Source organism: Microcoleus sp. N3A4 (assembly GCF_036701805.1).
GTDB lineage: Bacteria > Cyanobacteriota > Cyanobacteriia > Cyanobacteriales > Microcoleaceae > Microcoleus.
Map to the genome: position 1 here is coordinate 1 of NZ_JAUBRJ010000068.1, position 12389 is coordinate 12389.

At 46.2% G+C, this 12389-nt stretch carries 9 protein-coding genes; 6 read left to right on the plus strand and 3 right to left on the minus strand.

The genetic code is table 11. The features are described 5' to 3' along the window. The first annotated feature begins 96 nt into the window (after window positions 1-96). The 6 genes from QUA56_RS28685 to moeB all read left to right on the plus strand — a co-directional run bounded on the left by QUA56_RS28685 (window position 97) and on the right by moeB (window position 6393). Window positions 97-912, plus strand: coding sequence for an inositol monophosphatase family protein (locus tag QUA56_RS28685; protein ID WP_333365046.1), 816 nt, complete (start codon window positions 97-99; stop codon window positions 910-912). 102 nt (window positions 913-1014) lie between these two features. Beyond that, a complete protein-coding gene (locus QUA56_RS28690; RefSeq protein WP_333365049.1) occupies window positions 1015-1950 on the plus strand; it encodes a tetratricopeptide repeat protein in 936 nt (311 codons plus the stop codon). A gap of 733 nt (window positions 1951-2683) precedes the next feature. Further along, window positions 2684-3919 (plus strand): ATP phosphoribosyltransferase regulatory subunit, encoded by a 1236-nt coding sequence (locus tag QUA56_RS28695; protein WP_333365052.1) that lies wholly within the window; start codon window positions 2684-2686, stop codon window positions 3917-3919. A gap of 74 nt (window positions 3920-3993) precedes the next feature. Beyond that, the gene (locus QUA56_RS28700; RefSeq protein ID WP_015174956.1) at window positions 3994-4221 is read left to right on the plus strand and encodes an indolepyruvate ferredoxin oxidoreductase subunit alpha; all 228 of its coding nucleotides are present in this window, start codon (window positions 3994-3996) and stop codon (window positions 4219-4221) included. Between the two features lie 440 nt (window positions 4222-4661). After that, window positions 4662-5141 carry a M67 family metallopeptidase gene (locus QUA56_RS28705; protein WP_333365055.1) on the plus strand — a complete coding sequence of 160 codons (480 nt, stop codon included), beginning with the start codon at window positions 4662-4664 and terminating at the stop codon, window positions 5139-5141. Between the two features lie 79 nt (window positions 5142-5220). Continuing rightward, window positions 5221-6393, plus strand: a complete 1173-nt coding sequence (gene moeB / locus QUA56_RS28710) for a molybdopterin-synthase adenylyltransferase MoeB (RefSeq protein ID WP_333365058.1) — start codon at window positions 5221-5223, stop codon at window positions 6391-6393. Window positions 6394-6440: 47 nt separating this feature from the next. On the opposite strand, the gene QUA56_RS28715 is transcribed toward moeB, so the two are convergent. The 3 genes from QUA56_RS28715 to QUA56_RS28725 all read right to left on the minus strand — a co-directional run bounded on the left by QUA56_RS28715 (window position 6441) and on the right by QUA56_RS28725 (window position 12340). After that, complete coding sequence (locus QUA56_RS28715; protein WP_333365060.1) at window positions 6441-7991, minus strand: hypothetical protein; 1551 nt, start codon at window positions 7989-7991, stop codon at window positions 6441-6443. After that, window positions 7984-8352, minus strand: coding sequence for a hypothetical protein (locus QUA56_RS28720; protein WP_333365063.1), 369 nt, complete (start codon window positions 8350-8352; stop codon window positions 7984-7986). The genes QUA56_RS28715 and QUA56_RS28720 overlap by 8 nt, the downstream gene beginning before the upstream one ends. Window positions 8353-8605: 253 nt before the next feature. Next, entirely contained in the window at window positions 8606-12340 is a 3735-nt protein-coding gene (locus QUA56_RS28725) for a CHAT domain-containing tetratricopeptide repeat protein (RefSeq protein WP_333365065.1), read from the minus strand. Window positions 12341-12389: the final 49 nt, after the last annotated feature.

Below are 12389 nucleotides of genomic sequence, written 5' to 3' on the forward strand. Positions count from 1 at the left end.
AACAACTAACAACTAACAACTAACAACTAACAACTAACAACTAACAACTAACAACTAACAACTGACAACTAACAACTGACAACTAACAACTAACAAATGACTGACAATCAACTGCAAAACTTCTTAGAAATAGCCACCGAAGCAGCCCTAGCCGCCGGTTCCGTCCTGAAATCTTTCTGCGGAAAATTAGAAAACATTCAAGAAAAAGGCCGATCGGGCGATTTAGTCACAGAAGCCGACAAAGCCTCAGAAGCCGTTATCTTAGAAATTCTGGGCCGCCACGTACCCGACCACGGCATCCTTGCCGAAGAATCCGGCAAATTAGGGGATGCCAGCAGCAAATACCTGTGGGCGATCGACCCTTTGGACGGCACAACCAATTATGCTCACCAATATCCTTTTTGGGCCGTGTCGATCGGACTGTTAATTGACGGCGTACCACAAATTGGAGTAATTTTTGACCCTTTTCATAACGAATTGTTTCGGGCAGGCAAAGGATTGGGAGCAACCTGCAACCGGAAGCCCATCCAAGTTTCCCAAATCTCAGAATTGAGAACCAGCTTGTTAGTCACTGGCTTTGCATACGATCGGCGCGAAACAGCAGACAATAACTATGCCGAATTCTGTCACCTCACCCACCTCACCCAAGGCGTGCGGCGCAGCGGTTCGGCATCCCTAGACCTCGCACACCTCGCGATGGGGCGATCGGACGGATACTGGGAACGGGGACTCTCCCCTTGGGACGTAGCAGCGGGTGTACTCATCGTCTCCGAAGCCGGAGGTCAAATTACAGCTTATGACGGCAGTGCCTTTGAGATCGACTCGGGTCGGGTTTTGGCCACAAACGGCAAAATACACGCCGAACTCAGCAGCGCACTGCTAGCAGTTCCTCCCTTATATTCGTGGAAGTAGCGCCCCCGCAGCCAGGGATCGGGGGTAGTACGGGGGTCACAACCCCTTGACTCAAGCTACATTAAAGAATAGTGAAAAGCCAGGAAAGGAAGAGTAAAAGTTATGTCTTTTGAAATGACAAAAGGGCTGTTCAAGTATGACTTTATCGATCAGCACGCAATTTTGGGAGTTCCCTTAGACGCCGAGTTTAACGACATCCGCAAGCGCTATATGAAAATCGCCCGCCGCTTGCATTCGGATACTTGCTCTTTTGAAGACCAAGCAGATAAAGATTGGGCCAACCAATTTTTGTCAAAAGTAGTCAATCCGGCCTACAACAAATTCTCTAAGGAAAGCGATCGCAAAGAATACAGCCTGCTATTAGCAGCCATCGCCAAGCGCGTCGTTAAAGAACAGGCGAAAATGCAAATTGAAAGCGAAGCAGCCAAACAGTTAGTTACCGCTAAAAATTGGGAAGAAGCTTACAAAACAGCAGTTAGCAAACTCGCTCTCAAGCAGTACGAATCAGTTAAGGAAACCGAAGATGCGATCGGTCAAATCAGCGAACTCAACATGGTTTACCTGCTGCGAAAAGAGCGCCAAGGCATTCCAAACCCGCCGCCACCACCCCCAACCGACGATAAACGGCTAAAAAAAACAGACCCCCCAACCCCAACCCCAACCCCAACCCCAACTAAAACCACAACCCCAACTAAAACCACAACTCCGGCAATAGACTCGCTGGCAGAAGCCTCTTGCCGCCGAGCTCAAGGATTCATGGACAGCAAAAATTACGCTAAAGCAAGTTTGGAGTTGAGGGAAGCCCTGAAGCGCGAGCCGAAACACAGCAAGGCCCACGCTATGTTAGCAATGTGTTACCTTCAACAAGATCAAGCCACAATGGCAAAACTTGAGGTGCAAAAAGCTTTGGCATCAAATCCTGAAGAACCGACGGCTTTGGAGGTTAAGAAAAAGCTGGAACAAGCTTCTGCAAAGGGCAAAAAAGGTGACGAAAAACCGGGATTTTTTGCAAGTTTGTTTGGCGGGAAGAAGAAGTGAGAAGTTGTGAATTGTGAGTCTTGAATATTTAGAAATTGGCGAACTGCTCAGCAGTGGAGTGAGATCGCTCACAAGAATCAAGACTGGGTGATATCACATCCGATCGCAGTCGGAATTATACCGTCAGTATGAGCGTCCCGCGATCGCGGATGCTCCAGAAAGAACGGGACGATCGCACTGACGGGGAAAATGATAATTCCGATGCCAACGAAAACGATATGACGCCTTAATTTGTTAAAGTCGAATGTTAAGCTTGCCTTCTTCGACTTTAACACCGTCCCCTAAAGCTAAGCTTCTAAGCCCAATCTAAAATCTAAAATCTAAAATCTAAAATTGATATGACACCGTGAACAAACCAGGCGTTCAACGGAGTACCGTTAGTACGCAGGCTTCGTATTTCCTTTTTTGCAAAGGCTTTTTATAGTGAGGTAGTTCCACCCCCACTTACTAATACAGTACCAGAGTATTTCCAGACTATCAATGGGTATAAAGAAATAATTGTCGGCTTCCGTCCGCGACATCCGACGCTTCTGGACATCCCTGCGGTAATTTATTCGGGGTACTTCGCGCAGCGCTCAGATTAATCCCCTCTAAATATAACGAGGGACTTCCCGGCTGGTAGTTAATTTGTTAAAGTCGAATGTTAAGCTAGCCTGGTTCGACTTTAACACCGTCCATAAACCTAAGCTTCTAAGCCCCATCTAAAATCTAAAGTCTAAAATCTAAAATTGATATGGTTCACCAACCCCCATCCGGTGCAAGAGATTTATTGCCCCTTGACGTTGCTCAAAAAATTTCGATCGAACGGCGCTTGCAGCAGGTTTTTCACCGCTGGGGCTATCACCGGATTATTACCTCTACCCTAGAAAGGCTGGAGACATTGATGGCTGGGGGCGCGATCGACCGATCGACCTTAATTCAACTGCAAGACGCCGAGGATGGAGAACTCGGTTTGCGGCCGGAATTGACAGCATCCATCGCCCGCGCGGCTGCAATGCGGATGGCCGGGACTCGCTGGCAGCCTCAGCGCCTCTACTACAACGCTAACGTGTTCCGCAAAGGCCCAGATACTGGCTCAGGCGGGCAACAGGAGTTCTATCAAGCTGGGGTAGAGCTGCTCGGCGCGGGCGGGACGGTTGCGGATGCGGAAGTGCTGCTGCTGCTCTCTGAGTGCTTGCAGAGCTTGGGAATTGATGACTGGCATTTGGTTTTGGGAGAAGCGGGCTTGACTGCAAGATTGCTGGAACCGTTTCCGCCAAACGTGCGCCAAAAAGTTCGGGGGGCGATCGCCAATCTCGATCGAATTGCCTTGGAAACTTTGCCGCTGTCAGCCGAATTGCGAGAAAGAGCTCTGCTGTTATTTGACTTGCGCGGCCGCCCAGAAGAGGTGTTGCCAATTGTTGCCAAGCTGGATTTAGATTTGCCGCAGCAATCCGCGTTAAACAATCTCAAATCTGCGATCGAATTGCTGCACAAATGCCAGTCAAAAATCCCCAATCTCAAATCCCACATTCACCTCGATTTGAGTTTAATTCAAACATTTGACTACTACACTGGAATTGTGTTTGAAGTTGTCAGCAGCAGCAAGACAGGACAGCGAGTTTTAGGACAAGGGGGACGCTACGACCAACTTTTAGGACTGTTCGATCCCCAAGGACAAAATTCCCCCGGCATCGGGTTTTGCCTGAATATTGAAGATTTGCACCAAGTTTTGCTGACAGAGGGGAAATTGCCCAGCGAGACGCCAGCCAGCGACTGGTTGGTTGTGGCTCAAACTCCAGAAGCTGGGGCCGCCGCGTTTGCTTACGCTCGCAAACTCCGAGAGTCTGCTCACCTAGTTCGGGTAGAAATAGATTTGGAGAGTCGGGAGACTGCGGAGGCGGCCCGGGAATACGCGCGCGATCGACGAATTGCTCAAATTGCTTGGGTAAATGCCGAAGGATTGCCAACTATTGAAACGGTAAATTAGGGTCTGTTTGAAACGTAATTCCTAATTACCAATTGCTAATTTCTCATCCAAAATCTAACATCCAAAATTGAAATATGGCACACACTATTGTTACGAATATTTGCGAGGGAGTTGCTGATTGCGTCGGCGCTTGTCCGGTTGCTTGCATTCACCCCGGCCCAGGCAAAAATGTCAAGGGTACTGATTGGTTTTGGATTGATTTTGATACCTGTATTGACTGCGGCATTTGTTTGCAGGTGTGTCCTGTCGAAGGTGCGATCGTTCCAGATGAACGGCCTGAGTTGCAGCAAACTCCCTCTTAATTGAATTAATTAAATTCATCCGTAAGGTGCGTATTTCGCACCCTACATTTTTTTTATGAACCGCAGAGGGCGCAGAGGACACAGAGAAAAAGAATGAGAAAGAGCCGAAAAATCTAACGTTTAGATTAAGTGCAGGTAATTAATTATGCTACTTTTTTGAATTCTTTCTCTTCTCTTCTCTTGTCTTGCTTCGTGTCCTTCGCGTCTTCGCGGTTCGTTTGAAAAAAAGCCCGATCGCACTTTACAATAAGAAAATATACAATAAAATCCCATGCAGCCGATCGCACTTTCCGACTCTCGCATTTAACAAAGGTATGTAGTTGCGCTTTAGCGCTCTTAGGATATGAAAGAGCGCTAAAGCGCAACTACATACCTAAAATTTCACCCCTATTTGTGAAAGTTGGCCTTAGTCCTAACAATCAAATCTACAATAAAATCCTATGCAGCCGATCGCACTTTCCGACTCTCACATTTTATCCATCCGCACCCACGCCGAAAGCGCTTATCCAGAAGAATGCTGCGGTTTGTTGCTCGGTCGAGTTACTGCTGGTGTTAAAACTTTAGTAGAAGTTTGGCCGACTGAAAATGCTTGGAGTGCTGAGGCTGAAGAGAATTGGCCGGAACAAAAAGAATTGACAGAAAGACGCAGATATGCTATCAAGCCCGAAGATATGTTGCGGGCGATGAAACACGGGCGCGATCGCACTCTGGATATTATCGGTATATATCATTCTCACACGGATTGTCCCGCAGTGCCCTCAGAGTGCGATCGGACATTAGCCTGGGCCCAATACTCTTACATCATTGTGTCCGTCCGACAAGGCTGTTCGGAAGACCTCCGCAGTTGGAGTCTTGACGGAGAGGGGAACTTTCAAGCAGAGGAAATTCTCGCAGCCGAACCGACTGAGATTAAGAAATAATTAGTAAAAATAACAAACACGTAAAAATGCGAAAGATTCAGATAGGATATAATTCTAAATCGGCGCTACACACAATATCATGCTAAATCCTAATCTGGACGAGATCCAGCTCAACAAACAAGAATACGAACGCTACTCTCGCCACCTGATCCTGCCAGAAGTTGGATTGGAAGGGCAGAAGCGTCTCAAAGCTGCCAGCGTGCTCTGCATCGGTACGGGAGGCCTCGGTTCGCCGCTGCTGCTGTATTTAGCAGCCGCCGGTGTTGGTCGCATTGGGATTGTAGACTTTGATATTGTTGACCATTCCAATTTGCAGCGGCAGGTAATTCACGGCACTTCTTGGGTTGGGAAACCGAAGATTGAGTCGGCTAAAAATCGGATTTTAGAAATTAATCCTTTTTGTCAAGTTGATTTGTACGAAACTCGCGTTAGTTCGGAAAATGCGATCGACATTGCCACTCCTTACGATATCATTATCGACGGCACGGACAACTTCCCGACTCGCTATTTGATGAACGACGTTTGCGTGCTTTTAAACAAGCCCAACGTCTACGGTTCCATCTTCCGATTTGAAGGGCAAGCAACAGTTTTCAACTACGAAGGCGGGCCGAATTACCGCGATTTGTACCCGGAACCCCCGCCTCCTGGGATGGTTCCTTCTTGTGCCGAAGGCGGCGTTTTAGGAGTTTTGTGCGGAGTTGTCGGTTCTATCCAAGCAACGGAAGCTATCAAGATTATCTTGGGTCAAGGCACTACTTTGAGCGGCAGACTGTTGCTTTACAATGCCTTAGATATGACGTTCCGGCAATTGAAACTGCGGCCTAATCCAGTGCGTCCGGTAATTGAAAAGTTAATCGATTACGAACAATTCTGCGGCATTCCTCAAGCTAAAGCGCAGGAAGCGCAAGAACAACAGCAAATTTCTGAGATGACTGTCGCAGAACTTAAGGAGTTAATCGACAGCGGTGCGAAGGATTTTGTATTGTTAGATGTTCGCAATCCCAACGAGTATCAAATTGCTCAAATTCCTGGGTCTGTTTTGGTTCCTTTGCCGGATATCGAACACGGCGAAGGTGTCGCTAAGGTCAAGGAATTGTTGAACGGACACCGCTTGATTGCACACTGCAAAATGGGCGGGCGTTCTGCGAAGGCTTTGGGGATTTTGAAGGAAGCTGGAATTGAGGGGACTAATGTTAAGGGCGGAATTACTGCTTGGAGTGAAGAAGTAGACCCGTCTGTACCTCAATATTAAGGCTAATCTTTTTCTGGGGCGGGTGATTTGCCCGCCCGGAAGCGGGATTATTGCGGCGGCAACTGCTTATTTCTATTTAGTAGATTCTTGAACTTACCTAGTAGATTCTTGGAATTTGCCCCCAACATAACCAAAAGCCAAACCCCAAACCCCGCACCGATACTAATCAACAATACGAAGGCAAAAGAATTAATTCCCACCTTCAGCAAAGGCAAAGCAACCATCTGGTTCGGCGGGTCTTGTTTAATCAAATAAGGAGAACTGCCAGCCACTAACCCGGCTACTCCCAAACTAAAGCCGACAGCTTGAATCGTTACCTCTAGTTTCGCATCCCGATAAGCTTCTTCGATCGCCACAATAGCTCTAATTGCCTCGGTTGCTTGGTCTAGCAAGCCGGAACCGTGTTTGAAATAGCCTAAATCTGCTTGAATCTGCCTTTGAAACTGCGGGCAAGTTTCTTTGCTGAATGTTTCGAGGAAACTTAAATTAATATCACTATCATTGTACTTGTTTCTTGCTTTTAAGTCAACACTTATTTGATTTAATTTATCCTGGTAATTTTGGGCGTTAATGGCGATCGTATTTTGGCGAAACTCCAAATCCATCAGCAACCGGGCATACTTCACAGCGCGCGGCGGCATCTCGATTGTCTGACGTTCCAGATGTTCTAGTTCCTCTTGCTTTAAACCCGCACCTTTCAATTGTCGCTGGTGGGCTTCGTCTTGCTGCAAATACTTGAAAGTCGCGTCAATATTGAGTTCAATTTGTTTGTATTCGTCGCGAGTCACCAGGTAAAGTTTGCGGCTATCGTGATAAGCGCGAAGAATCTTATTTCGGTACAAAAACAAATCCATAAAATCGCTGTACCGCGTCTCATCCCAGATTTCATCAGTTGCGGGACTGTTGAAAAACCAGATAATAATGTGACAGTAACTATCGGGCTGACTCGGATTGCCGTACTCCAAAATCGGACTGCCGAATAACTCGCCTTGACGGTAAAAATCCGGCTGATTTTGACCAGAAATCAACTTTTCCAGACACTGTTTGCCTAAAGCTTGGAGAAACTGCGAATCTGCCCGCGCCGCCTGATTTTGTTCAACACTCAGCCAAGCCGTAAGCAGCAGAGTTTGACCGAAATAACTCTGCACAAAATCCGGCAGCAAGCAGTTATCGGGATTAAATTCCTTGAAGATGCTAACATCGACAGCAGGTGTTTTATTGCCGTCAACTTTTTCGGGAACGCGAATTTGTAAACCCAAAGCGTAGCTGTCATCAATCCGCAGCGGTTGGGCGAAACCTTTGAGGCTAATTTGTTGGTTTTCGTGGGAAATATTCTTATCAAAAGCCAGAGAATTTCGCTGACCAACAACTTCTTTTTTAATCAGGTTGACTCGCCATCCGGCAGGTTCGTCTTTTTTGGACACGTAGCTGCCGTTGAATGCTTTACCGACTGCTAATTTAGTTTGCAAAATCTCATCGCACTTCTGCCACAACTTGGTGAATTCTCCAGGGGAAATCGACTCTGATTCTAAGGGTTGGCAGAGGTGAAAGGCAAATAAATAGACGTTGGGGGCATAGATTTTACTGTTTTCAGTCATTGTCTGTATTTGATTGATTCTCTGCATTGAGTTCTTTTTGAATTTTTTTGTAGCTATCTTCAATGCTTTGACGCAGAGTTTGAGTGATGTTAGTTAGTGGGTCAGGGGTAGGTGGGGTGGATTCGCCCGGATCGTCGATTTCTTTTTTGTTTTGGCCGGCCGCAATTTTTAATTCTTCTCCCAATTGATGACGGGCGCACCACTTGCTGATAGCCATAGCAATAGGAAACAATTGATCGTCTGCGAATTCTCCCATTTCTGTTTTTAATTCGGGTAAATCTTGCCATGCTGTCGGCATGAAAATACTCGGATTTTCGTGCAGCCATTGGAGAAAAACATTGATAATTTTGTCAGGTTCCATTGTAATTACTCCCGTGATTAAAAAATATAGATTTGTAGGGGCGGGTTTCACCAACCATAATTGCCTGAAACAAACAATCTCAAAAACCCGCCCCCACCAAACGAAAAATCATCATCTACATTTTAACATTCGATGCAAATTTCAGGTTGATTTGGGTTATTGGTGGTGCGGGGCGGGTTTATCTAGATTGTTGATCATCGTTATATATTGTTTGTAAAACCCGCCCCTACAAAATCCTGATGGCACATCTAACTTAATACCCCGTTGCACAGAAGGCCGCCCAATATTTCGGATCGCTGAAAGGCTGTTCTTCATTCGAGTTAATTAACCACAATTCCGTACCTTGTTGCCATTTTTCATCTAAATTTAACAATTTTACCCAAACTCTAACATCCTCCTTACTAACACCGCGCATCCAGTTTTGCGCCGCATTCAAAGCGAGGGCTACGGAATCGGCATCCGGCAATTCCTGATAAAATTTAATCATCAAAATTGCGGTGGCAAAATCATCGACAGCCCACAGACTGCTGACAACATTCATGCTACCCGCATACAAGAAACCGCTGGGTAAACCAATGTATTCATCCGTCATTGTGGTTGAGTCGGTTAACCCGGTTTCGCAGGCGGAAAGTGTGACGAGATTGCACTGCGGTAACTGCAATTCGGCAAAGATTTCTCGCAGGGTGAGGCATTTTTCTGGGATGGCTTGTCTGCCGCTGCGTAGGGTGACATAGGGCTGTTTTTCAGCGGGCTGATTTGACTCTGGGGGCGGGGGTGAGGTTTGCGGTTCCAGGGAATCGGCTAAGACTAGGGATGACAGCAGCGGATAGTCAAAGTTGAAGACGCCGTGACAGGAAAAGTGCAGGTAGTTGGCGTTTGAGAGGTTTTCTCTGTTTTCGTTGAGGGCGGTTTTTGTGGCTTGTTTTTTGAGTAAAATTTGATGCGGATTGAATCGGGTTTTGATGGTTTCTACTTCCATGTCGGCGTTGAATAAGTCTTCGGTGGGATTCTGGAGGGCGAATAGTTGTTGCTGATTTGGTCGGGGGGAGTTTCTGGCGGTGATGCGATTTTTTACGATTTCCAGCAGTTGCAAGCTGGGGGCGTATTTCACGCCTGCGGGGAAGCTGTCGAGGAGGTATCCGCGAAAGTTGGTTTTTTCTTGAAATCGGGTTTCTGAGGTGAATTGTAGGGCGTGGAGGGGGAATAGGTGCAGGTAGCGGTGGGGTACTAGGATTAGTTGTTGGCAGTTGGGGGGGATGTGGGCGATTATCTCGTTTAGTCGCAGGATTTCTGAGAGTTTTTCGAGTTTTTGGGATAGGGTTTTTTGCCAGGTTGTGTTGGTATTTTTGTTGCGGTATTCGTCGAGATAGTTGTTTTTCCAGGTTTCTAATTCGGCTATTTCGGTTGTGGTATATGTGACTGGTTTTATGCTGTCGCGGGTGATGATGAAGGCCGATCCTCCCCAGCTATCCTCGGAGTTGGAGTTATTGCCGATGTACCATTCTATGATTGCTGTTTCGGTGTCTAAGGTTTGTTGGAATTCGGTGATGTCGATGGGTTCGACTTTTTGAGTTAGCGAGAATTCTGGTTCTCGCTGTTTTATCTGTTCCAGCAGTTGTGCTAGTTGCTGTAAGGTTGTTTCTAATTTGGCTTTTTGTTGTTGGAAATATTCGGGGCTGAGACTGCGGGTTTGGGTTGTGCGTTGTGAGGGAGAGTCATCTGGAACCCCCCCCGGCCCCCCCTTGGTAAGGGGGGGAGAAAGAGGGGGAGGAGATGGGGTTTCTGTTTCTAGGAATTGTTGGGAGGCGGCGATTTGGCGGCGCAGGTTTTGGAGTTGCTGTTTCTCGGTTTCGGTGGCTGTTTTGGGGTAGATTTCGCTGTTGGTGAAGAGTTCGACTAGGTAGCGGGATTTGCTGCGTTCGATTGTTTGCAGGGCTTTGTCATATTCTTGGTGATTGATGCAGGATTGCATCATTTTTTCGTAGACATCGAGGTTTTCTTCGATGATTTCTCGTTTGCGGTTGTCGGAGGTTATCCACTCGCGGCTTTGTTCGACTGCTTCGATGGCTTTTTCGTAGCCGAATATGGCTGTTTCCCACAAATTTTCTGCAAATCCTAAATTGCCTAGATTTCTGCCTGTTTGCAGACAGTCAATTGGCAAAGCGGTGGGAGTGCGAACTTGTAAAGCTGCTTCATAAAATGCGATCGCCTTTCCGAGATTCTCACCCCGTTCTCCCTTGATTCGGTCACTGTAAGCAAGTGCCAAATTATTTTGAGTCTGAGCCCAATCTTGGGGAAAAGCATCGCGGGTGCGAACTTGTAAAGCAGCTTCATAAAATGCGATCGCATTTTCGATATTCTCACCCCGTTCTCCTTTGATTCTGCAATAGTAAGCAATTGCCAAATTATTTTGAGTCATCGCCCAATATTGGGGAAAAGCATCGCGGGTGTAAACTTGTAAAGCTGCTTGATAAAATGCGATCGCCCTTTCGATATTCTCACCCTGTTCTCCCTTGATTCTGCTATAGTAAGCAATTGCCAAATTATTTTGAGTAGCTGCCCAATCTTGGGGAAAAGCATCGCGGGTGCGAACTTGTAAAGCAGCTTCATAAAATGCGATAGCCTTTTCGATATTCTCACCCCGTTCTCCTTTGATTCTATCTCTGTAAGCAAGTGCCAAATTATGTTGAGTAGCTGCCCAATCTTGGGGAAAAGCATCGCGGGTGCGAACTTGTAAAGCAGCTTCATAAAATGCGATAGCCTTTTCGATATTCTCACCCCGTTCTCCTTTGATTCTATCTCTGTAAGCAGTTGCCAAATTATTTTGAGTCATCGCCCAATATTGAGGAAAAGCATCGCGGGTGTAAACTTGTAAAGCTGCTTGATAAAATGCGATCGCCCTTTCGATATTCTCACCCCGTTCTCCCTTGATTCTGCTATAGTAAGCAATTGCCAAATTATTTTGAGTCTGTGCCCAATCTTGGGGAAAAGCATCGCGGGTGCGAACTTCTAAAGTAGCTTCATAAAATGCGATAGCCTTTTCGATATTCTCACCCCGTTCTCCTTTGATTCTATCTCTGTAAGCAGTTGCCAAATTATTTTGAGTAGCTGCCCAATTTTGGGGAAAAGCATCGCGAGTACGAACTTGTAAAGCAGCTTCATAAAATGCGATAGCCTTTTCGATATTCTCACCCCGTTCTCCTTTGATTCTATCTCTGTAAGCAGTTGCCAAATTATTTTGAGTCATCGCCCAATATTGAGGAAAAGCATCGCGGGTGTAAACTTGTAAAGCTGCTTGATAAAATGCGATCGCCCTTTCGATATTCTCACCCCATTCTCCCTTGATTCTGCTATAGTAAGCAATTGCCAAATTATTTTGAGTAGCTGCCCAATCTTGGGGAAAAGCATCGCGGGTGAGAACTTGTAAAGCTGCTTCATAAAATGCGATCGCCCTTTCGATATTTTCACCCCGTTCACCTTTGATTCTATCTGTGTAAGCAAGTGCCAAATTATTTTGAGTAGCTGCCCAATCTTGGGGAAAAGCATCGCGAGTACGAACTTCTAAAACTGCTTCATAAAATGCGATCGCCCTTTCGATATTCTCACCCCGTTCTCCTTTGATTCTGTAACTGTATTTATTAGCCAGATTATTTTGAAAGATTGCCCATTTTGCTGAGTCAACTTCGCGAGTAAAAATAGTTAATCCTATATCCAAACAAGCAATCGCAATCTCTATGTTGCTTGCCCGACTGCCTTGCTGAAGACTTGAAAATCTAAAATTTAAATTGTATAAAATATTAGCACGATTGTATGCTTGGTCTGCATCCAAGTTTCCCAGAGTTTGAGTTGCCCACTCTCGCAGATATCGGGCAAAATCATCGTCTAATAATTCGAGATTGGCTTGCAGGATGGCGGTTTGTTCGTCGCTGTTCCAGATGAGGAGGGATTGGATCAGGGTGAGATAGGCTTGGTGGCGTTCTTCGTTCATTTTTTACTACCCATGTTTGAGATATTTTACATTGATTCTGGGAGAAAAA